Origin of the sequence: Pseudomonas fluorescens, from assembly GCF_005938625.1 — a bacterium.
GTDB classification, from domain to species: Bacteria; Pseudomonadota; Gammaproteobacteria; order Pseudomonadales; family Pseudomonadaceae; genus Aquipseudomonas; species Aquipseudomonas fluorescens_BD.
The window spans coordinates 1-20,230 of record NZ_VCNJ01000049.1; the positions used below are offsets into that span (position 1 = coordinate 1).

General features: G+C 59.3%; 19 protein-coding genes and 2 pseudogenes. 5 read left to right on the top strand and 16 right to left on the bottom strand.

Features of this window, described 5'->3' with window-relative positions; genetic code table 11:
- Positions 1-204: 204 nt before the first annotated feature.
- A complete protein-coding gene (locus FGA82_RS25270; protein ID WP_141129181.1) occupies positions 205-846 on the top strand; it encodes a LysE family translocator in 642 nt (213 codons plus the stop codon).
- On the opposite strand, the gene FGA82_RS25275 is transcribed toward FGA82_RS25270, so the two are convergent.
- From FGA82_RS25275 to FGA82_RS25290, 4 genes and pseudogenes are all read right to left on the bottom strand, one after another.
- A complete protein-coding gene (locus tag FGA82_RS25275; protein WP_141129182.1) occupies positions 843-2,036 on the bottom strand; it encodes a GAF domain-containing sensor histidine kinase in 1,194 nt (397 codons plus the stop codon). The genes FGA82_RS25270 and FGA82_RS25275 overlap by 4 nt on opposite strands.
- Positions 2,037-2,176: 140 nt before the next feature.
- Positions 2,177-4,356 (bottom strand): annotated as a pseudogene (locus tag FGA82_RS25280) (TonB-dependent siderophore receptor).
- A 267-nt stretch (positions 4,357-4,623) separates the two neighbouring features.
- Positions 4,624-5,463: a glutathione-dependent disulfide-bond oxidoreductase gene (yghU, locus tag FGA82_RS25285; protein WP_141129183.1), complete on the bottom strand. Its 840-nt coding sequence runs from the start codon at positions 5,461-5,463 to the stop codon at positions 4,624-4,626.
- A 110-nt stretch (positions 5,464-5,573) separates the two neighbouring features.
- Positions 5,574-6,194, bottom strand: coding sequence for a LysE family translocator (locus FGA82_RS25290; RefSeq protein WP_141129184.1), 621 nt, complete (start codon positions 6,192-6,194; stop codon positions 5,574-5,576).
- 166 nt (positions 6,195-6,360) lie between these two features.
- Here FGA82_RS25290 and FGA82_RS25295 point away from each other — a divergent pair, with 166 nt between their 5' ends.
- On the top strand, positions 6,361-7,257 hold the full coding sequence (locus tag FGA82_RS25295) for a LysR substrate-binding domain-containing protein (protein ID WP_141129185.1): 897 nt from the start codon (positions 6,361-6,363) through the stop codon (positions 7,255-7,257).
- A 13-nt stretch (positions 7,258-7,270) separates the two neighbouring features.
- Here the strand turns inward: FGA82_RS25295 and FGA82_RS25300 are convergent, their stop codons facing one another.
- The 4 genes from FGA82_RS25300 to FGA82_RS25315 form a co-directional block, all read right to left on the bottom strand.
- Complete coding sequence (locus FGA82_RS25300) at positions 7,271-7,654, bottom strand: hypothetical protein (RefSeq protein ID WP_141129186.1); 384 nt, start codon at positions 7,652-7,654, stop codon at positions 7,271-7,273.
- Between the two features lie 47 nt (positions 7,655-7,701).
- Positions 7,702-8,112, bottom strand: a complete 411-nt coding sequence (locus FGA82_RS25305; RefSeq protein ID WP_095049960.1) for a GFA family protein — start codon at positions 8,110-8,112, stop codon at positions 7,702-7,704.
- A 2-nt stretch (positions 8,113-8,114) separates the two neighbouring features.
- The gene (locus FGA82_RS25310; protein WP_141129187.1) at positions 8,115-9,191 is read right to left on the bottom strand and encodes an alpha/beta hydrolase family protein; all 1,077 of its coding nucleotides are present in this window, start codon (positions 9,189-9,191) and stop codon (positions 8,115-8,117) included.
- 77 nt (positions 9,192-9,268) lie between these two features.
- Positions 9,269-10,186: a LysR family transcriptional regulator gene (locus FGA82_RS25315; RefSeq protein WP_141129188.1), complete on the bottom strand. Its 918-nt coding sequence runs from the start codon at positions 10,184-10,186 to the stop codon at positions 9,269-9,271.
- Between the two features lie 124 nt (positions 10,187-10,310).
- Here FGA82_RS25315 and FGA82_RS25320 point away from each other — a divergent pair, with 124 nt between their 5' ends.
- Positions 10,311-10,586: a DUF2798 domain-containing protein gene (locus tag FGA82_RS25320; protein ID WP_141129189.1), complete on the top strand. Its 276-nt coding sequence runs from the start codon at positions 10,311-10,313 to the stop codon at positions 10,584-10,586.
- Between the two features lie 3 nt (positions 10,587-10,589).
- Here FGA82_RS25320 and FGA82_RS25325 read toward each other — a convergent pair whose 3' ends face one another.
- Complete coding sequence (locus FGA82_RS25325; RefSeq protein WP_141129190.1) at positions 10,590-11,096, bottom strand: cupin; 507 nt, start codon at positions 11,094-11,096, stop codon at positions 10,590-10,592.
- Positions 11,097-11,380: 284 nt separating this feature from the next.
- On the opposite strand from FGA82_RS25325, the gene FGA82_RS25330 reads away from it, so the two are divergent.
- The gene (locus FGA82_RS25330) at positions 11,381-13,168 is read left to right on the top strand and encodes a thiamine pyrophosphate-requiring protein (RefSeq protein WP_141129191.1); all 1,788 of its coding nucleotides are present in this window, start codon (positions 11,381-11,383) and stop codon (positions 13,166-13,168) included.
- A 154-nt stretch (positions 13,169-13,322) separates the two neighbouring features.
- Positions 13,323-14,072: a DUF72 domain-containing protein gene (locus tag FGA82_RS25335; protein WP_141129192.1), complete on the top strand. Its 750-nt coding sequence runs from the start codon at positions 13,323-13,325 to the stop codon at positions 14,070-14,072.
- Here the strand turns inward: FGA82_RS25335 and FGA82_RS32325 are convergent.
- The 7 genes and pseudogenes from FGA82_RS32325 to FGA82_RS25370 all read right to left on the bottom strand — a co-directional run.
- A pseudogene (locus tag FGA82_RS32325) lies at positions 14,032-14,136 on the bottom strand (SDR family oxidoreductase); the annotation flags it as partial. The gene FGA82_RS25335 and the pseudogene FGA82_RS32325 overlap by 41 nt on opposite strands.
- 166 nt (positions 14,137-14,302) lie before the next feature.
- A complete protein-coding gene (locus FGA82_RS25345; protein ID WP_141129193.1) occupies positions 14,303-15,766 on the bottom strand; it encodes a GDL motif peptide-associated radical SAM/SPASM maturase in 1,464 nt (487 codons plus the stop codon).
- A gap of 103 nt (positions 15,767-15,869) precedes the next feature.
- On the bottom strand, positions 15,870-16,451 hold the full coding sequence (locus FGA82_RS25350) for a DUF1842 domain-containing protein (RefSeq protein ID WP_141129194.1): 582 nt from the start codon (positions 16,449-16,451) through the stop codon (positions 15,870-15,872).
- A 42-nt stretch (positions 16,452-16,493) separates the two neighbouring features.
- Positions 16,494-17,126 (bottom strand): DUF1842 domain-containing protein, encoded by a 633-nt coding sequence (locus FGA82_RS25355; RefSeq protein ID WP_141129195.1) that lies wholly within the window; start codon positions 17,124-17,126, stop codon positions 16,494-16,496.
- Between the two features lie 34 nt (positions 17,127-17,160).
- Positions 17,161-17,346, bottom strand: coding sequence for a DUF1843 domain-containing protein (locus tag FGA82_RS25360; RefSeq protein ID WP_141129196.1), 186 nt, complete (start codon positions 17,344-17,346; stop codon positions 17,161-17,163).
- Between the two features lie 721 nt (positions 17,347-18,067).
- The gene (locus FGA82_RS25365) at positions 18,068-18,286 is read right to left on the bottom strand and encodes a hypothetical protein (RefSeq protein WP_141129197.1); all 219 of its coding nucleotides are present in this window, start codon (positions 18,284-18,286) and stop codon (positions 18,068-18,070) included.
- 158 nt (positions 18,287-18,444) lie between these two features.
- Positions 18,445-20,124, bottom strand: coding sequence for an MFS transporter (locus FGA82_RS25370; RefSeq protein ID WP_141129198.1), 1,680 nt, complete (start codon positions 20,122-20,124; stop codon positions 18,445-18,447).
- Between the last annotated feature and the right edge of the window lie 106 nt (positions 20,125-20,230).

Below are 20,230 nucleotides of genomic sequence, written 5' to 3' on the forward strand. Positions count from 1 at the left end.
CTCCGGGAGAGGGCCAGGGTGAGGGGCTTTTGATTTGTTTCTGGATTTGAGTACGGCTCGGTATTTCATGTCGGTGTATTTCTCGCAATCACCTCGGTCAGTTCCCTCTCCCTCCGGGAGAGGGCTAGGGTGAGGGGCTTTTGATCTGGGCTATGCAGCCGGTTGTTGTAAGATGCGGCATCTTCAACCTTGCGAGCAGCGAAAATGGATTCTCACTCGATATTGACCTTCACTCTGGTCGCCGCAATTGCCATCTCCAGCCCGGGGCCGGCGACGTTGATGGCGATCAACAATAGTCTCGCTCATGGGCAGCGCAGCACGATCTGGTCGTCGTTGGGCAACGCCAGTGGTTTGTTCTGTCTGTCGGCGGCGGCGATGTTGGGGTTGGGGGCGTTGTTGGCCAGTTCGGAACTGCTGTTCAATGCGGTGAAGGTCATCGGTGCCGGGTATCTGTTCTACCTCGGCGTCAAGCAGCTGTTCAAAAAGGGCCCGATGCTCCCGGAGGGTGTCGAGGGGGATGCGAGCAGGGGGCGGCCGACGCGGGGCAAGTTGTACAAGTCGGCGTTTCTGACGGCGGTGACCAACCCCAAGGCGACGATGTTTTTTACTGCGCTGTTTCCGCAGTTCATTGATCAGGGCGCCGCGCTGTTGCCGCAGTTTCTGATTCTGACTTCGATTTTCATGGCGTTGTCGGTGTCTTCACTGAGCGTTTATGCGGCGCTGGCGTCCCGGGCCAAGGGTGTGTTGACTCGTCCGGCCTTGTCCCGTTGGGTCAGTCGTGTGGTCGGTACGACCTTTATCGGTTTTGGTGCAGCGATTCTGACGATGCGTCGGCAGACGGCTTAAACCCATTTGAACCGGGCCGGGAATCTCGCCACAAAGCAGGTTCCCGACTCGACGCTTGAGGTAACGCTCAACGTGCCGTTGTGCGCCATCGCTATCTGCGAGGCGATATAAAGCCCCAGTCCCAAACCCTCGCAACGTTGCCCGGCTTCGGCGCGGGAAAAGGGTTCGAATAGCAGGGGCATCAGCTGTGCTGAAATCGGCGTGCCCTGATTGGTCAGGGAAATCACGATCTCGTCGTTTTCCGCATAGGCTTTGAGGATGATCGGTGTGCTGTTCGAGCCGTGGGTAACCGCATTGCCCAGCAGATTGGAGAGCAATTGGCTGATCCGCAGCGCATCGCAATAGACGCCTGCCGGCACATCCAGTTTATGGATGACATTCGCCTGCGGATGGGACGCCTGAACCTCGGCAAGGGTCAGTTGCAGGGTGTGTTGCAAGTCATCCACCAGCTTGCGCTGCACCGGAATCCCGCCGCCCAGTCGTCCTCGGGCGAAGTCGAGGATGTTTTCGATCAACACGCCCATGCGCACGGAGCTGGTGCGAATCGCCGAAATCAGATTGAGTGAGCGCTTTTCTTCGGTTTTGCTTTCCAGCAGGTCAGCGCTCATGCGAATGGCGCTCAGCGGCGTGCGCAAGTCATGACCCAGTACGGCGATGAATTGCTCGCGCAGGCGCCCGAGTTCATTGGCGTTGTTCAGCTCGATTTGGGTCGCTTCCAGATGGCGTTGCGTGTCCAGGTTCATGGCGATCAATTGAGCGAACAAGGTCAGTGTTTTGATAATGGCCGGTTCATCGATATTAGCCGGGACCGAATCGATGGCGCACAGCGTGCCGAAGAAGTCGCCATTGGCTTTGACGATGGGAATGGAAATGTAGCTTTCCAGGCCATAGGTTTTCGGCGTGTGGTGAAGCGAAAAGACCGGGTGCGCACTGGCGTGGCCGAAGATTACCGGTTGTTGATGCTGGCGGATCTCGTGGCAGATGGTTGATTCAAGCACCAGTTCGCCACCGGGTTTGAGCCCGAAATCAATGGAGTCATCGACAGCACACGCCACCCAGTTGCTTTCAGTGACTCGCGCAACCGCCGCGAAGCGCATGCCGGTGAGGTGTTTGACCATGCTCAGGATGACCGGCACCGCGTCAATGCTGCGGATCGCGTCAATGTCAGGGGTAAAGGCCGGATTGGTCATGGCGCGATGCTTCGTGAAGAGTTCGCTCAGAGACTAACGGTTATTGCTGCTCATGACTAATCAAGAGGCCAGAAAGTACAAGGGCGCCGTGGATTTCCCCGGCGCCCATGCTTTTTGCTGCTGATCAGAACGTCAGCGACTTAGAACTTGTATTTGGCGGTCAGCATGTAGCTGCGTGGGTTGCCGTAGTTGTCGTTGGAACCCCAGGTCACATCGGAACCGATGGCGGAATAGTAGACGCGGTCGAAGATGTTGTTGGCGTTGACCTGCAGATCCAGGTGTTTGCTGACTTCGTAGCCGGCCATCAGGTCGGTGACCGCATAGCCACCCTGTTCGAGGCGGTAGCTACCGTTATTGGCCAGGGCGACGTCGTTGTACATGCGGCTCTGCCAGTAGACGTTGCCGCCCACGCGCAGATTCTGCAGCGGGCCCTGGAAGCGGTACACCGTAGATACTTTGAACAGATGCTCAGGCGTGTCGGTATCGAAACGCTGATTGTTGTTCGCCGGGTTCTCGTCCTTGATGTAGTGCGCGCGGGTGTAAGTGTAGCCGGCGCCGACCTGCCAGTTGTCGGTCAGTGCGCCTTGCAGTTCCATGTCCACGCCTTGGCTGCGTACCTTGCCCGATGACCCGTAGCAGGTCAGCACCGGGCAGCCGAACTGAGTGTCGGCCTGGGTGGCGCGACCGGTCTGGTCCATCTGGAACACCGCCAGACTGGCGTTGAGGGCGCCGTTGAAGTACTCGCCCTTGATGCCGACTTCGTAGTTTTCACCGACGATCGGCTCGAGCACTTTGCCGCCGAGGTCCTTCTGGGTTTGCGGGGTGAAGATGTCGGTGTAGCTGGCGTACACCGAGTGATGGTCGTCCAGCTTGTAGATCAGGCCGGCATAGCGGGTGAGATTACGGGTGACCTTGTAGTCGCCATCGCCGGAGCGATCATCGTTGTCATACCAGTCGAGACGGCCACCGAGGATAAGCGTCAGCGGATCGGCCAGGCTCAGGCGGGTGTCAGGTAAACGGCATCCTGAGTGGTGACGGTGCGGGTTTTGCCGTCACGCACGAAGTCAGGCTTGGGTGCGCCAATCGGCCAGGCCGTGGTGTACGGATCGTATTCCTTGGTGGTCGCGTCATATACGCGGTTGCTGGCGCCGACGACCAGTTCGTGGCTGCGGCCGAACGCTTCGAACGGGCCGCTGGCAAACACGTCGAGCGAGTGTTGCTTGTCGGTGTGATGGGATTGATAAGCGGTGGTTTCCAGCGGGCCCGCGTAACGCGACAGGTAAGTCCCGGAGAACTCGCCGTCGAGGGTCGAGGACGAGCCGGCGACGTGCAGTTTCCAGTCGTTGTCGAAGCGATGCTCCACTTCACCGAACACGGTGTCGATTTGCAGCTTGCGGTTTTCCCAGTCGGTGCCCGGGTAGGTGGAGCGGGGCAGATCGAGGTGGTGGCCGTTGGTGCCGATTGGCAGGCCGCCCCAGAAATAGTTGGTTTGTTCATTCTGCCGCGAGAAGCCCAGGGTCGCCGTGGTGCTGTCGCTCAGGTCGGCTTCACCGATGGCGTAAAACAAGCCGTGGTCGTTTTCTTCCTTGTCGCGGAAACTGTCGGCGCCCTGATAGGAGCTGACCACGCGGCCACGCAAGGTGCCGCTTTCGTTCAGCGGGCTGGAGGCGTCGATTTCACCACGGTAGTCATCCCAACTGCCGGCGCCGCCGGTGAGGGTGACGCGCTGGTCGGCAGTCGGGCGTTTGCGCACCAGGTTGATCGCCGCCGAAGGATTGCCGGCACCGGTGACCAGGCCGGTCGCACCACGGACGATTTCAACGCGGTCGAACATCGCCAGGTTCGGTTGCACCGCCATCGAGAAGGGCGAGTACGAACTCGGCAAGCCGTCGTACATGATGGTGTCGATGTCGAAACCGCGCGAACTGTACGTCTGCCGACCCGGACCGCTGGCCTGACTGAGGAACAGTCCCGGCGTGCCTTTCACCACGTCGTTGATGCTGGTCATGTTCTGGTCGTCCATCCGTTGACGGGTAATCACCGTCACCGCCTGAGGCGTTTCACGCATGGTCAGCGACAGTTTGGTCGCTGTGCTCATCGGGCCGGTGGTGTAGGACTGGGTGTCTTCGGTGGTGCTGCTCATCTGGGTGGCGCCGATTTCGGTTGCGTCCAGCTCCAGCGTGCCGGTCGCCGCGGTTTTTTCAGGCGTGGCGGGCGTTGTTTCATCGGCCAGTGCGGGTGCGACGCTGGCCATGCAAATGGCGAGTGCCAACAGGTTGGGCGAGAGGTTTGCGCGGCGGTGTAGGGTGTGAAACGACATCAATCTGCTTCCCCAAATGATACGAAAACGAATCCAGTGCGAGTGCGTGTAGGAATTATTCGCATTAGTGTGTCAGATCATTCCGGGTGAAGAAAGCCGTACGGCTCAGTTAGTTAACGATTTTTTCACAATTGACTAGGCGCTCTGCGTCGGGGGTTGGCGCAGGGTCCTGGTTTTTTTTGGGGGCGAGCGAGGGGCCATTCGAGGCGCAGCGGGCCGATCACAGAAGCGTGTGATCGGCTCGCTGACGAGGGTGATTCAGGGGCTTCAGTTCAGATCTTCGGCCTGGTGCCGCTCGGGCACTTGAGTCGCTTCATCGCCCCATGTGCGATTGACGCGCTGCCCACGAATGACCGCCGGCCGCTTGGAAATGTCCTCTGCCCAGCGCTGCACATGGGTGTATTCGTGCGCCGCAAGAAACTCGGCCGCCGAATAAACATTGTTGCGCACCAGTTGCCCGTACCACGGCCAGACCGCGATGTCGGCAATGGTGTAGCTGTCGCCGGCCAGGTAGACGCTTTCGGCCAGGCGCCGATCCAGCACGTCCAGTTGGCGCTTGGCTTCCATGGTGAAGCGGTTGATCGGATACTCCATCTTCTCCGGCGCATAGGCATAGAAATGCCCGAAACCGCCACCCAGATAGGGCGCGGCGCCCATTTGCCAGAACAACCAGTTCAGCGTTTCAGTACGGCCAGCGGGGTCTTTCGGCAGAAATGCACCGAACTTTTCGGCTAGATACAGCAGGATCGAACCGGACTCGAACACACGAATCGGCGGTTCAACGCTACGGTCCAGCAGCGCCGGGATTTTTGAATTCGGATTAATCTCGACAAATCCGCTGGAGAACTGATCGCCCTCGCCAATGCGGATCAGCCAGGCATCGTACTCGGCAGCGCGGTGCCCCAGCGCCAGCAGCTCTTCCAGCAGAATCGTCACTTTGACGCCGTTGGGCGTGGCCAGCGAGTACAGCTGCAATGGATGCTTGCCGACTGGCAGAGTCTTGTCATGGGTGGGGCCGGCAATCGGCCGATTGATACTGGCGAACTGGCCACCGGACGGGGCTTCGTTTTTCCAGACCTGGGGCGGAACGTACGGCGCTTTGCTCATCTAAGGGGCCTCATCTTGGCAAGTGGAAAAAATAACTCGCTGATCATAGACAGCACACCACAGAACCCGCTGTGTATTCCAGAGGGCGATGGGCCAATTGCCCGCTGCATTCAAGGCTGGCCAATCCCCGGAATCAGCAGACACGCTGCAAGGCCAATCAGGGCGGTGCCAATGACCCGGTCAATGGCTCGCTGTTTTGCCAGCATGCGCCGGCGCAATCCCTCAGTAGAAAAGAACAGCGCGACCAGACTGAACCACACCCAGTGGGCCAGTGACATAAACAATCCGTAGGCGAAGTTAATGGTGAGCGAGCTATCGGCCTGAACAAACTGACTGTACGCCGCGACGACAAACAGCATGGTTTTCGGATTGAGCGCGTTGGTCAGAAAACCGCTGCGAAACACTGCCCAGGATGAGGGCGCCGAGCCGCCAGCCTCTGCAAAAGTCAACATCGAAGTATTGGTGATCGACTTGATGCCCAGATAAACCAGGTATCCGCCGCCCAGCAGTTTCATCGCCATAAACAGCAAGGGCGACTGCGTGATGATCACGGCCACGCCAAACACCGTGTAGAACACATGAACCTGTACGCCACAGGCGATGCCCAGCGCCGCCATCAAGCCACTGCGCCGCCCGAACGCGTAGCTGTTGCGGGTGACCATGGCAAAGTCCGGGCCGGGGCTGATCACCGCCAGCATCGTAATGGCGATCATCAGAAACAACTCATTCATCAACGTTCTCCAACCTGTATTTGCGCTACGTAAGTTCACAGATGTCGAACTGCTTGAAACGCCAGGAGCAGCGTACAAGGCAGTGCTTGGCGTACATGATGATCAATTGTCGTCAGCAGAAAAAACGATTTATAGTCGTCGAAATCTGTGAGTAATCGTCGTCTATATGAACCTGCCTCCATTAGCTGCCTTTCGTTTTTTCAACACCGCCGCGCAGACCCAGAGCTTTGTCAAAGCCGCGCAACAGCTGCACGTCACCCACGGCGCGGTGAGCCGTCAGGTGCGCTTGCTGGAGGAGGCGATCGGGGTCGAGTTGTTTGAGCGGCGCAACCGGGCAATCTTTCTCAATCAGGCCGGCCGTCTGTTGTTCGAGGTTACACGGCCGATGTTCGAGCAACTGGAAGGGGCGGTTTATCGCCTGCAGCAAGAGCGCCACAACGATGTACTGGTGGTGTCCTGCGAGCCGACCATCGCCATGAAATGGCTGATTCCGCGACTGCCGGATTTTCACAGCGCCCATCCGCACATTCAGGTGCAACTACTGACCGCCGGAGGGCCGATCGATTTCGCCCGCTCAGGCGCCGATCTGGCGATCCGCCGGGATGATTTTCTCTGGGACGAAACGGTTCATGCCGTGACGATTTGCCAGGAGTGGATCGGCCCGGTTTCTCTGCCCTCGAAAAGTCCTGAATCCACTGAACTGCACGGCGCATGCTTACTGCGCAGCAAGACGCGTCCGCTGGCATGGGACAACTGGCTGCGCTGTGTCGGCAGGGGCGCAGCGGATGTCAGTCGCGTCGATTACGAACATTTTTATCTATGCATTCAGGCGGCGCTGGCCGGGTTGGGCATCGCTATGGCGTCCTTTCTGATGGTGCAGAACGAGCTCGAATCCGGGCAGTTGATCGCGCCGTTTGGTTTTATCCAGGACGGTTCGACTTATTGCCTGCTATCACCACGGCCGTTTGAGAACTGCGCCAATAGCACAGCCTTCAGGACTTGGCTGAGCGAAGCGATGAGTGCTTGCTCGCGTCAGCTCGACGGTGATTTGCTGTGCGATTGAGCGGCCGCGTCATTCATTTCGTGCGCCTATAACGTACCCATTCGCTGGCTTTTCTGAAGCCATGAATACCCAGGATCGAGACGGCGATGACCGCGATCATCGGCCCGATCAGGCCCAGCCCTGTGGTCATCTGGGCGTAGGCAGCGAGGGACAGGGCAAGCACCGCATAGCCGGCGAGGTACTTCCTGTAGGCGATCAAGAGCATCGGCACCATCAGGACGACGAACAGATGAGTGGCAATGGTGATCAGGATTTGTGCGACCAATTGAACAGGCACGCTGCCCATGGATGCCTCAGCCATGGTTATTTCGGCGTCGTACAGAAACATCTGCAGTGAAATGACGGTTATTGCGGCCAGTACCAGCGCAGGCAACGGCGCAATTTTTGAGCGTTTCATCTGATCTCCAAAGGGTGAAACAACGTCTGATGAATGAATCTTTCAGGTCAGCGCTGCGGCCATTGATCCTTGATTTCAAACCACGGCGCCTTCGACGTGACTTCCACATGCTGCTGTTTTTCGGTGGTGAACGTCGTGTCGAGCGTGCCCAGTGCGACCGAGATCCAGCCGTTGAATTCCCCTTGATTGCTTGCCCAGAACAGCGACGAGCCGCAGTGCGTGCAGAACTGGCGTTGTACCGATTCAGACGATTGATACGACTTCAGCTGGTCAGCACCTTCCAGCAATTCCAGGTTCTGGCGCTGCACGCTGCCATAGCTGGCAAACGCCGCGCCGTGGCTTTTGCGGCACTGGCTGCAATGGCAATGCGAAAGCGCCTTGGGCCGTGAACGGATCTGGTACTTCACCGCTCCGCACAGGCAACTGCCCCGGAAGGTCTGAGGGGAGGGCGTGAGCATTGTTATTGCGGATCCTTGTAGGTGATGGCTTGTTTCAAGGGGGCCGGTGACTGCGCCAGAAACCCGGTGATCAGGGAAATCACCTGCTGCTGAATCACTGCACGTGGACGACCGCCGTCGCCATCGGTGCAGATGATGCTGTCGCCCGGTACGTCTTTGTCGAGCATGGCCACGGCGCCAGGTTTGCAGATCGCCATGAAACTGAAGTGACTGGCATCGCTGATCTCGACATAACGCGATGAGTTTTTTGGCAGGCGTCTGGCGAGGTCGACGGACTCCAGTTGAGCAGGCAGCTCTTTCGACGGTACACCGGCAGCGATCACCAGGATCGGCACCGGGTAGGCCGCGAGGCTTGCATCGGTCATCCCGCGCGACAGCCCCAGGTCCAGAGACACCACGGCAGTGACGCGTTTGTCACGCCAGTCGGCGGCCAATTGAGCTTTCGCTTGCGCGGTGCTTGCAGTGTTCATTTGTTGGTAGGCGGTGCAACTGGCCAGTTGCGTGTGGACCTTGCAGTCTTTGGCAAAACGTTCGGGGTCGAAGCGCGCGCCGCCGGTTTCGAGCACTGTCCAGCCGCCGAGAGAATGGCCCACAACAGCAATTCGATCCTTCGCCACCGCGCCGAATTTTTCCGGCTGAGCCGTCACGGCATCGATGGCGCGACTCAGGTCGACGGGGCGTTGCCACAGCTGCGCCGCTGCCTGCGCGCTACGATCACGGCTGGTGGTGCCGGGGTGGTTGACTGCCGCGACGATATAACCCTGATGGGCCAGTGCACTGGCCAGCCACGTCTGGTTGATCCAGCTACCGCCATTGCCGTGGGAAATTACCACCAAAGGATGCGCGCCGCTGGCGGCCGGGGCGTCGAGCACGGCAGGGGCACCGACGAAGACCGGGTTGTCGCCGAACAATTGTGGCGTCGCAGCGGTAGTCGAGCTTGGGTACCAGACGACCATTTCCAGCGCGCGTTCGTTGCGCGGATCGGCCAGCGTGGCGTATTGGAAACCGACGGGCCGAGTATCAGCGAATACGGGGCTGCTCAGGCAGAGCAGTATCAGGACACCGAGAGACTTTTTCATTGTTGTTATCTTCCGTGATGGGCCGAATGGGCGAGGCGAACTTTGCCCGATTTCGCGCGCTTCAGCGAGCCTCAGTCTTAAACATTTTCCATCGGCCAGCGCGTCGCCAGATGCGCGCTCAGATAATCCAGGAAGGCCTTGACCTTCGGCGTCATCGCCGCGCGCTCCTGAACGCAGGCGTAGATGTCCATCGGTTCGATGACGGCGTCGCTGTGTTCCAGCAACTGCACCAATTGCCCGCTCGCCAGAAAAGGTGCGGCGACGAACTCCGCCAAACGGGTGACCCCGGCGCCCTGGACCGCCATTTGCGCCAGCGCATCGATGTCATCACTGATGGCGGTGGCATTGATGTTGGCGTCGAAACGCTGGCCGTCGCGGATAAAACTCCAGCGCAGAAAACGCCCGTCCAACGGGTAACGAAAAGCCAGGCAGGCATGGTTGTGTAAATCATCTGGCGATTGCGGCCACCCGGCACGCTGCAGATAGGCCGGCGCGGCGCACATGATGAACGGCAGCGAAACGATCTTGCGCGCGACGATGCCGTCCTCCAGTTGCGGCTTGATCCGCAGGCTCAGATCGATGCCGTCCTGAATGTGATTGATCTTGCCATTGGTGGTCGACAGTTCGATGAGCAGGCGCGGGTGCAGCGCGGCGAAACCGGCGATCAGTGATGCCAATACATGGCGGCCGAACGCAGACGTCGAGGCAATGCTCAGTCGGCCCTGCAGTTCGGTTTCATCGCTGCTGATCGAGCTTTGTGCCGATTCCAGATCCGCAGCAATTCTCTGCACTTTTTCGTAGTACACCGCGCCGTTTTCGGTGAGTGCCATGCTGCGCGTGGTGCGTTGCAAAAGACGTACGCCGAGGTGCGCTTCCAGCCGATTGAGCGTCTGGCTCACCGCTGCCGCGCTCACGCCCAGGGTCTTGGCGGCGCCGACAATCGAGCCGGTTTCGACCACTTTGATAAAACTGGCAATCGCCGCTAACAGATTCATCCATGCCCCGTTGAGGGTTGATTCGTAAGTTCTGCTTTATAAAGTACCTGCGATTGAGCGTCTAGTTGCGCGGGTTCGGCTTTGCTAACGTGCGGCGTCCCTGTCAATGGATGGAAATGCCCCCATGAATCAACCAACAAACGCCGATGCCCTGATCATCAGCCGCCGCAAGCTGTCGCCACGTGCCACGCCGTATGTGTTTGCGTTGTACATGGCGACGATCATGGCGTTTCTGATGTCGCTGGTGATCACCGCTGCCAACTCAGGCATTGATAACCAATACCTGAGTAATGCCCTGCATGCCTACAAACTGGCGATGCCCGTGGCGTTCCTGTGCATCCTCGTCGTGCGGCCGATCGTGGTGAAGCTGGTGGCGTTGACGGTGCACCCGCATCGTTGAGGATTATTCGCGCCAGTATTGCCCGACCGCGCCTTGCGCTCCCTGCACTGGATCGGTCTGCGGGAAGGTCAATTTCGCGATGCTGTCCAGTTGCCCGCGACTGGGTGACTCGCGACAGATATCGGCGTGCTGGCCCGGTGGATAGGCGCCGACCACCAGAAAGTCGTCGCTGCAACTCAGGTTGCAATGGCCGGTGCCGGCGGGCAGCAGCAATACGTCACCGGCGCTGACCCGCACAACATGCCCGTCGGGCCCGCCCAGCATCAATTGCGCATGGCCAGCCGCAACGCCCAGCACTTCATGACCTTCGGTGTGGTAGTGATGGAAGTCATAAACCCCGTAGCGCCATTGCGGCGGCCAGCCGTTGGCGCTGAAGGTTTGCTCGAACAGGGCGGCGGGATCGCGGCCCTTGAGTTCAAGCGCTTGCGGATAGATCAACACCGGCAGACGCGGGTTGTTCGGGACCCAGTCGTTGCGTTCCAGCTGCAGGGTTTGTACGGGCTTGGGCATGCTGTTCTCCTGATCTGGCGTATTGACTGTTCCGGCGCCTTCGCGAGCAAGCTCGCTCCCACATTCAGACCGCGATTTCCTGTGGGAGCGAGCCTGCTCGCGAATGGCCGCGCCGCTTATTCAACGGCTAAAGGGTGGACAGCCACAGCGCGCACTTGTCTCAGAAAAACTCGTCGAGCAATCAATCGAAACTTCGCCAACCACCCAACTGTCCAGACCCTTACACCTCCCGGCAGATGTTCTGCCGGGATAGCTCCATGCAGCGGAGAAAGGCGAGGATCAAGATGACGATGACAGTGGGAGATTTTCTGGTTGAGCGGCTCAGCCAATGGGGCGTTACGCGGATTTTTGGTTACCCGGGTGACGGCATCAACGGCGTGTTCGGCGCGCTCAGTCGGGCCAAGGGGAAAATCGAATTCGTTCAGGCGCGGCATGAAGAAATGGCCGCGTTCATGGCTTCGGCACATGCCAAGTTCACCGGTGAGCTGGGGGTGTGCATCGCCACTTCCGGCCCGGGCGCTTCACACTTGATTACTGGCCTCTACGACGCGCGCATGGACCACATGCCGGTGCTGGCCATCGTCGGCCAGCAGGCGCGCACGGCGCTGGGCAGTCACTACCAGCAAGAGCTTGATCTGGTGTCGATGTTCAAGGATGTCGCCGGGGCATTTGTGCAGCAGGCTTCGGCGCCTTCGCAGGTACGGCATCTGCTTGATCGCGCAGTGCGCACCGCAGTGGGTGAACGTCGGGTGACCGCGCTGATTCTGCCCAACGATTTGCAGGATCTTGCATACGAGGCGCCGGCGCGCGCCCATGGCACGGCGCATTCCGGTGTCGGGTACACGAAACCCAAAGTGGTGCCTTATGACGTGGATCTGCAGCGTGCCGCCGATGTTTTGAACGCGGGAGAAAAGGTCGCGATTCTGGTTGGCGCCGGGGCTTTGCAGGCGACGGATCAAGTCATCGCTGTGGCGGAAAAACTCGGCGCCGGCGTCGCCAAGGCGTTATTGGGCAAAGCCGCGCTGCCCGACGATCTGCCTTGGGTCACCGGCAGCATTGGCCTGCTCGGCACCGAACCGAGCTACAAACTGATGAACGAATGCGACACTTTGCTGATGATCGGTTCGGGTTTTCCCTACGCGGAGTTTCTGCCCAAGGAAGGTCAGGTCCGTGGCGTGCAGATCGACTTGCAACCCGACATGCTCAGCCTGCGCTACCCGATGGAGGTCAATCTGGTTGGCGATTCGGCGGAAACCCTCGCCGCGTTATTGCCATTGCTCGAACAGAAAACCTCCGGCAAGTGGCGCAAGAAAGTCGAAGGCTGGCGCGGCAGCTGGGAGAAAACCCTGGAAAAACGCGCGATGGCCAAGGCTGACCCGGTCAACCCGCAAAGGGTGGTGTATGAGTTGTCGCCGCGCCTGCCCGATCAGGCCATCATCACCAGCGACTCCGGCTCCTGCGCCAACTGGTATGCCCGTGACCTGAAAATCCGCCGTGGCATGCAATGCTCCTTGTCCGGCGGACTTGCGTCCATGGGCGCGGCGGTGCCTTACGCGATTGCCGCCAAATTCGCTCACCCCGAGCGGGCAGTCATTGCGCTGGTGGGCGACGGTGCGATGCAGATGAACAACATGGCCGAACTGATAACCGTCGCCAAATACTGGCGACAGTGGGCGAGCCCGAAATGGATCTGCGCGGTGTTCAACAACGAGGACCTTAATCAGGTCACGTGGGAGCAGCGGGTGATGGAGGGCGATCCGAAGTTCGAAGCCTCGCAAAGCATTCCCGATGTGCCTTACCACTTGTTCGCCATCTCCATTGGCCTGAAAGGCATTTTTGTCGATCGCGAAGAGGACGTCGCCGCTGCCTGGGAACAGGCACTGGCCTCGGAGGTGCCGGTGGTCATCGAGTTCAAGACCGACCCGAACGTGCCGCCATTGCCGCCGCACATCAAGCTTGAACAGGCGAAGAAGTTCGCCACGACGCTGCTCAAGGGCGACCCGGATGAGGCCGGGGTGATCATGCAAACCGCCAAGCAGGTGCTGGGTGCGGTTTTACCCGGGAAGAAATAACCGGTTAACGCACAGGTTTGATCGTTCCCACGCTTTGCGTGGGAACGCCTCTAGGGACGCTCTGCGTCCAGTGACGCGGAGCGTCACGGGCTGCATTCCTTTGCTGCGCGTGGGAACGATCACCGATCGAGTGGGCACGACAAGAGGTAAGTTGATGATTTTCGTGGGCTGTGCAGGCTGGAGTCTAGGGCGCGAGCATTGGCCGGAGTTTCCCGCAGAAGGCACGCACTTGCAGCGTTATGCCGGGCGTTTCAATTGCGTGGAAATCAACAGCTCGTTTTATCGCCCCCATCGCTGGCAGACCTACGAACGCTGGGCGGATTCGGTGCCGAATGACTTTCGCTTTGCAGTGAAAATCCCCAAACACATCACCCATGAATTGCGTCTGGCAGGCTGCGAAGCGGCCCTGGACAAATTTCTGGCTGAGTGCGGCGGTTTGGGCGAACGCCTGGGCTGCTTGCTGGTGCAATTACCGCCATCACTGGCGTTCGACGAAGCCATCGCCGAAGCCTTTTTCATGATAGTGCGTCAGCGCTACTCCGGCCCCGTGATGCTTGAGCCAAGGCATGAATCGTGGATCAGCGCCGAGCCGCTACTGATCACTCAGCAGATTGCTCAAGCCGCCGTTGATCCCTCGCGTATCAGCAATGATTCGTCCCCGAAGGGCTGGAGCGGCACACCGTATTGGCGCTTGCACGGTTCGCCGCGCATCTACCACAGCGCCTACGATTCAACTTATCTGCTAGACCTTGCACAAGCCCTGCAATCAGCAGCCGCAGCAGGTGCCGCGACATGGTGCATCTTCGACAACACCGCCAGCGGCGCAGCGACCGGCAACGCTTTGACTCTGGCCCAAGCGCTGATTATGGTGGCGCCAGATCACCGTACCAGTACGCTGCGGTGACGCCGCCATCCATCAAGAAATCGCTGCCGGTGATAAACCTGCCCTCGGGTCCCATCAGCAATGCAACCCTCACCCTAATCCTCTCCCAGAGGGAGAGGGAACTGACCGAGGTGTTTGAGCGAGGTACGCCGACGTGCAATTGCGCGTCGAACCCAGGTCTTTAAAAGCCCGGAGATCGGCTCCCTTTCCCCCTCGCCCCTTGGAGGAGAGGGCTGGGGTGAGGGGGTACTTCAAACCAACGTACTCGGCGCCACCCCCAACAACCCGGTCAAGGTATTCATGATCGCCTGTTGCCGTGCCCGGTCCGCCAGATATACCGCCTGCGCCGCCGCTACATCCGCTTGGCAATGCGGGCAAATCACCTCCTGCGGATAGATGTACTGCAAGCAACTGCGGCACAGGCTGAGCTGCACCGGGATGCGTCCTTCCTCCGGCGATTGCTGGCCCTGATTGATCCACGCCAGTTTGATCACCTGACCGCTGTCGCTGACGCTGCTGACTTTTTCTCCTGTGTCGATGCGCTCGGTAATCAGATCGAAACGCCCGACGGCGAACGATTGCTGCGCAGCGTCTTCAACCTTGACGATGCGTTCACGCAGCCCACGCTTGTTCAGTTCCAGCGTGCGGTAATGGCAATAGGGGTTGTTGCCGGGCTTGCCCAGCAGCGAATGCGAAGTCCACGTGCAGCCACCGCGACAGACGTCGTTGTAGTAGCAGGCACGGCAATAGCCCCACATGTCATCGACCGAGCGCAGGCGCCCGAAATGCATGCCTTCGCTGTAATGCCAGATGTCGTGCAGGCTCATGTTGCGCACGTTGCCGCCGGAGAACCCGACAGTGGCCAGCGACGGGCAGCCTTTCACCGTGCCGTCGGCTTCCAGTGCCAGCACGGTTTGCCCGGCCGCGCAGCCGCTCCAGTGCACGCGCTCGTCACCAAAACCGCGCCACAGATGTTCGTAAGGGCCGTAGTAGCCGATGTTGTTGCCGACGTTCATCAGCAGGCCGCGATCAACGCCTTCGCGGTAGAGCCGTGCAAGCAGTGGCATCACTTCCAGCAACTGATAGGGCTGCAGCAGCAGTTCGGGGTGGTCAACGGCATTGCCCATGGCCACGGTGATCTGGATCTGCCAGTGGGTCGCGCCCAGTTCAATGATGGTGTCCATCAGTTCCGGCAAGTCGGCCAGAGTGGCCGCGCCGATCTGCGTGTTGACGCTTACGGCCAGGCCTGAGGCTTTGGCGCGGCGCAGGGTGTCCACGGCTTTGTCGAACGAGCCCGGGACGTTGCGCACGGCGTCGTGCAACGGGGCGAGGCCGTCGAGGGAAACGCCGACGCCATTGAGCCCGGCGTCGACCGCCGCCTGCATTTTCGCCGGGGTGAGATTGCGTCCGCCAGTCTGGATCGCGCAGTACATACCGTGGTCGTGGATGGCTTGGATCAGTTGCGTCCAGTCCTTGCGCAGGTAGGCTTCGCCGCCGATCAAGGTGATTTCGCGGGTTCCAAGCGCAGCCAGCGAGTCGATGACATCCAGGCACTCGCGGGTATTCAGTTCATCCGGCCGGCGATGCCCCGCGCGGGAGCCGCAATGCAGGCATTTGAGGTCGCAGGCCAGGGTGATTTCCCAAACCACGTGCACTGGCACGTAGCGTTTGAGGTCGGTTTCGCTGAGGTAGCGGGCAGGGCGGGCGTCTGACATGGGAAATCCTTGCGCACGGTCCTGTGCGCGGCACGAATGGATTGACCTCGATTGGGCAAAACCCCGGGCGATATCACGTTCGATCCCGCCCGGGGCCGGCCGGTTAGTGCGCTTCCAGTCGCGCGATTTCCGCTTTCAGTTGCTCAAGCGCACTGCGCAACGCGCCGTGGTGGGCCAATTGCTGCTCCCCTTGTTGCACCACCGATTTGAGCTGCGCCAGATCACCGCTGGTCTGCGCCGTTTGCACCGCCACTGCGTACAACGGCAGGTGCGGGTGCGGGACAGGTTGCGGCTCCACCGTCGGTGCCTGATGCACGGCGACGTGTTTCACCTCGTGCCACTGGCCTTGCTCCTCATAGCCATAATCGACAAAACCACTGGCCCAGTCGCCGGCAAGAATGCCTTTGAGGTCGAACGTCTGGGCAATCTGACTAAGCGGGCCGCTCGGGCTGCCAGCAAGGGTCAGGATGATGTGGTTCTCGACTTTCGCGGTCAGTTTGGCCTCCGAATAATCGCCCCAGACCCGCGCACGAAAGTTGACGGTGGGCCAGGTAGCCTGGAAGAGACTGGCGATTCCGCTGACGTTTTTATTGACGGTATCGACCAACAGATCGAGGGTCAGAACCGGGGCGCCGAGCAGTGAATTGCTGACGTTGAGACGGGTGTGAAAAAGTCCGATCGACATGGTGCTACTCCCTAACGTGATTGGCGGATTCAATGAACGCTTTCAGCGGCTTTGCAGACGGCTGACTTCGCTCTTCGCCGCTTCCAGTGCGCCTTGCAGTTGCGGTTGCTGGTCCAATTGTTGCTGGGCCAGTTTCGCCAGATTTTTCATCTGGGCCAGATCTCCACTGGCAATCGCGCTCTGAATCGGCGCGGCGTACAGCGGCATGATCGGCGGGTGCGGGAGAATCACCGGGCCGGGTTCGAACGGTGGAAACACCACCGACGACACCGATTCAACCAGTTGCGCCGGGGCGTTGTTGACCTCATGCCAGCGCTGGCCATCGAAGTATTGGTAGTTGGCCACACCGTCCTTCCAGTCAGTGTCGACCACCAAATGCAGTTTGAAACCGATGATCGAGTTGGAACCGGGACCGCCATGATTGCCCTGCGCAGTGATCAGGATTTTGCTGACCCCGGGCGACATCACGGTCATGTAGGTGTATTTGCCCCAGACATCGGCGTGTACGTCGAGCGGCGGGTTAGTCGCTTGAGTGATCGCCGCGGTGCCGCTGACTTCGTGCTGGGGCGTGGAAACCAACAGGTTTAGCGAAAGCGATTGTGCGCCTGACGCGCCTGTACCAATGCGATAGCACACCGGGAACAGACCGACATTTTGCTGAGTGGAACCGGACATAGTGATTGCCTCCATTGCAATGTGGGAAATGGCTTTATTTCTTTTCCAGACGGGAAATTTCCTGAGCCAGTTTGTCGTACGCGTCCTTGAGCTCTTGCGCTTCGGGCTTTGTCGAGTCGCGCTGTTTCAACAAAGTCTTCATGTCTTGCACATCGCCACCCTTGATCGAGCTTTGGATGGCGACGCCATACGGCGGGATTACGTGTGCGGATCTGGACATTTCGAGGGTTTCCTCGCAGGTGCTACTCAACAGCCCCTTTTGGCAAAGAGGCGCCTTTCCTGACAGACAGGCAGCGGCGATCAGGCAAACCCATTGGGGGTTTTCCCGGCATAGCGTCAGCCTGATCCGTCCGGATCTGTTTAAGTCATGCGATCAGTTCGCGCAAAGACGACGTATGAATGTCGAACGAGGCGCCAGCGTCGTCAGCCGAACCCGTCGGGTTTCGCTCGCGGCGTGATTGAAGAGGGTTGCCACAGGGGCAGACAGAGGAAATTCGCCTGTACGTTGGTCATCATTCTTTCCTTGATAGAAAACAACGAAACACAGGGATCAGTCGGGCACTCGAAAGCGCTCACAAGCGATTGTAAAACGCAAAAAACCATCCCTGTTTCTCTACCGGCAATGTACCGGGCACTTGCCCGATCTGTTGGCTGGCATATCGCCAGCCACGCAACCCTAGATCCGATTTTGCGGGTCTGCCAGAAAAAGCGCCGAACGGTCATCGCCGCTGTCGGGCAGGGTACTGGCGGCAGGTCTATGGCAAGCAGGCTATCGATTCTAACGCCATGAATTAGATAAAAATTGCGCCGTTGTTCAATGGCATTCAAGGCGCCGTGGATCTGTTCGAAATAAAAAAATTCATGCTTACAGCCAATTGAAACGCGAGCAAAAAAATCGCAAACAGCAAAGCGATGCTGTCTGCGATGGTCATGACAAACCGCTAATTGCCGTCGGCCACTTTACGTTCTATCTCATCGATCTTGCGCTGCAGTGTCTCGGCATCCTGTTCCTTCACTCGGGTGGACGAAGGGGTGATCACCTCATCAACGGCTTCGGTGTCATCGTCCCGGTCTTCAAGATCACGCTCAACCACATTTACCGGTTTGCCGCAGGTATCGGTGGGCGGGGCATTTGGGGCTTTATCGTCATTGCTGTTCATATCGCAGACCTCCAAGGGGTGTAAACGTTGGAAGCGTCACAGCGGCGAGCGTTCGATATTTCTAAGTTGCGCTGGAACGAGCAGGCGCTGCCAACGGCTGCGATCTTGTTTTGCCGATCAAAAGATCGCAGCCTGCGGCAGCGCCTGCACGTATCGGTTCAGTCCTTGAGAATGTCGCGATCCTTGGTTTCCGGCAGGAAGAACGTGCCCAGTACCGCCGTCATCACCGCGATCACGATCGGGTACCACAAGCCGTAATAGATGTCCCCGGTCGCGGCAACCATGGCGAACGCCACCGTCGGCAGGAAGCCGCCGAACCAACCGTTACCAATGTGATAAGGCAGCGACATCGAGGTGTAGCGGATGCGGGTCGGGAACAGCTCGACCAGCCACGCCGCAATCGGGCCGTAAACCATGGTCACGTAGATCACCAGCACGGTGAGCAGGAGCAGCACCATCGGGTAGTTGGTTTTCGCCGGGTCGGCTTTCTCCGGATAACCGGCGTCCTTGAGTGCAGTGCCGAGGGTCGCGGTGAACGCATCGTTGCGGGTTTTGAAGTCGGCGGCTGGCAGGGCGCTGCCTTCGAAGCTCTCGACGACTTTGTCACCGATGCGCACCTGCGCGACGGTGCCCGGTTCGGCGATCACGTTCTCATAAGGGATCGCCCGTTTTGCCAGCAGGGTCTTCGCCAGGTCGCAGGAACTGGTGAATTTGGCCTTGCCCACTGGGTCGAACTGGAACGAGCACTGATCAGGGTTGGCGATCACTTTGACCGGGTTCTTTTCCTGAGCGATAAACACGTCGGGGTTACCGTACTGGGTCAGCGCATGGAAGATCGGGAAGTAGGTCAGCGCGGCCAGTATGCAGCCGACCATGATGATCGGCTTGCGCCCGATGCGGTCCGAAAGGCTGCCGAAAATCACGAAAAACGGCGTGCCGATCAACAGCGAACCGGCGATCAGCAGGTTGGCGGTCTGCGGGTCGATCTTCAATGTCTGCAACAGGAAGAACAACGCGTAGAACTGCCCGGTGTACCAGACCACTGCTTGCCCGGCCGTGCCGCCAAGCAGCGACATGATCACCACTTTGAGGTTGTCCCAGCGCGCAAAGGATTCGGTCAGCGGCGCTTTAGACGCCTTGCCTTCGGCCTTCATCTTCTGGAATACCGGCGACTCGCTCAGTTGCAGGCGGATGTACACCGAGACGATCAGCAGCAGGATCGACAGCAGAAACGGAATTCGCCAGCCCCAGGCTTCGAACGCTTCAGTGCCCAGCGCGGTGCGGCAGGCGAGGATCACCAGCAACGATAGAAACAGGCCAAGCGTCGCGGTGGTCTGAATCCACGATGTGAAGAAACCACGCCTGTTGCGTGGCGCATGCTCAGCCACATACGTCGCTGCACCGCCATACTCGCCGCCCAGCGCCAGACCTTGAAGCAAGCGCAGGGTAATCAGAATGACCGGTGCGGCGACGCCGATGGTTGCGTAGCCGGGCAACAGACCGACAATAGCCGTCGAGACGCCCATGATGACAATGGTGATGAGGAAGGTGTGCTTGCGCCCGATCATGTCGCCGAGCCGGCCGAACACGATCGCCCCGAACGGCCGCACCGCAAACCCCGCTGCAAACGCCAGCAGGGCAAAAATAAACGCGGTGGTTTCGTTGACGCCGGCGAAGAAGTGCTTGGCGATGATCGCCGCCAGTGAGCCGTAGAGGTAAAAGTCGTACCACTCGAAAACCGTGCCCAGGGAAGACGCGAAGATGACCTTGCGTTCCTCCTTGGTGATGCCGCCGCTGCGCGGTGGACTGCCGGTGGATGCTGTGTCGATTGTGGCCATGGGTGTTCTCCGTCGTGCTTATTGTTGTAGGCCGGAGTCCCCCGTTATTGCTTGTCTTACTCTGGCCTTGTGGCATATGCCGGAAGCGCTGTCGCGTGAAGCTTGC

Bases quoted from the DNA above. Each gene is read 5' to 3' on its own strand.
- FGA82_RS25300 (WP_141129186.1), bottom strand. From the start codon at position 7,654: ATGAAACGCTCAAAAATTGCGCCGTTGCCTGCGCTGGTACTGGCCGCA.
- FGA82_RS25290 (WP_141129184.1), bottom strand. From the start codon at position 6,194: ATGAATGAGTTGTTTCTGATGATCGCCATTACGATGCTGGCGGTGATC.
- FGA82_RS25330 (WP_141129191.1), top strand. From the start codon at position 11,381: ATGACGATGACAGTGGGAGATTTTCTGGTTGAGCGGCTCAGCCAATGG.
- FGA82_RS25325 (WP_141129190.1), bottom strand. From the start codon at position 11,096: ATGCCCAAGCCCGTACAAACCCTGCAGCTGGAACGCAACGACTGGGTC.
- FGA82_RS25345 (WP_141129193.1), bottom strand. From the start codon at position 15,766: ATGTCAGACGCCCGCCCTGCCCGCTACCTCAGCGAAACCGACCTCAAA.
- FGA82_RS25335 (WP_141129192.1), top strand. From the start codon at position 13,323: ATGATTTTCGTGGGCTGTGCAGGCTGGAGTCTAGGGCGCGAGCATTGG.
- FGA82_RS25295 (WP_141129185.1), top strand. From the start codon at position 6,361: ATGAACCTGCCTCCATTAGCTGCCTTTCGTTTTTTCAACACCGCCGCG.
- FGA82_RS25305 (WP_095049960.1), bottom strand. From the start codon at position 8,112: ATGCTCACGCCCTCCCCTCAGACCTTCCGGGGCAGTTGCCTGTGCGGA.
- yghU (WP_141129183.1), bottom strand. From the start codon at position 5,463: ATGAGCAAAGCGCCGTACGTTCCGCCCCAGGTCTGGAAAAACGAAGCC.
- FGA82_RS25275 (WP_141129182.1), bottom strand. From the start codon at position 2,036: ATGACCAATCCGGCCTTTACCCCTGACATTGACGCGATCCGCAGCATT.
- FGA82_RS25350 (WP_141129194.1), bottom strand. From the start codon at position 16,451: ATGTCGATCGGACTTTTTCACACCCGTCTCAACGTCAGCAATTCACTG.
- FGA82_RS25315 (WP_141129188.1), bottom strand. From the start codon at position 10,186: ATGAATCTGTTAGCGGCGATTGCCAGTTTTATCAAAGTGGTCGAAACC.
- FGA82_RS25370 (WP_141129198.1), bottom strand. From the start codon at position 20,124: ATGGCCACAATCGACACAGCATCCACCGGCAGTCCACCGCGCAGCGGC.
- FGA82_RS25360 (WP_141129196.1), bottom strand. From the start codon at position 17,346: ATGTCCAGATCCGCACACGTAATCCCGCCGTATGGCGTCGCCATCCAA.
- FGA82_RS25320 (WP_141129189.1), top strand. From the start codon at position 10,311: ATGAATCAACCAACAAACGCCGATGCCCTGATCATCAGCCGCCGCAAG.
- FGA82_RS25270 (WP_141129181.1), top strand. From the start codon at position 205: ATGGATTCTCACTCGATATTGACCTTCACTCTGGTCGCCGCAATTGCC.
- FGA82_RS25310 (WP_141129187.1), bottom strand. From the start codon at position 9,191: ATGAAAAAGTCTCTCGGTGTCCTGATACTGCTCTGCCTGAGCAGCCCC.
- FGA82_RS25355 (WP_141129195.1), bottom strand. From the start codon at position 17,126: ATGTCCGGTTCCACTCAGCAAAATGTCGGTCTGTTCCCGGTGTGCTAT.
- FGA82_RS25365 (WP_141129197.1), bottom strand. From the start codon at position 18,286: ATGAACAGCAATGACGATAAAGCCCCAAATGCCCCGCCCACCGATACC.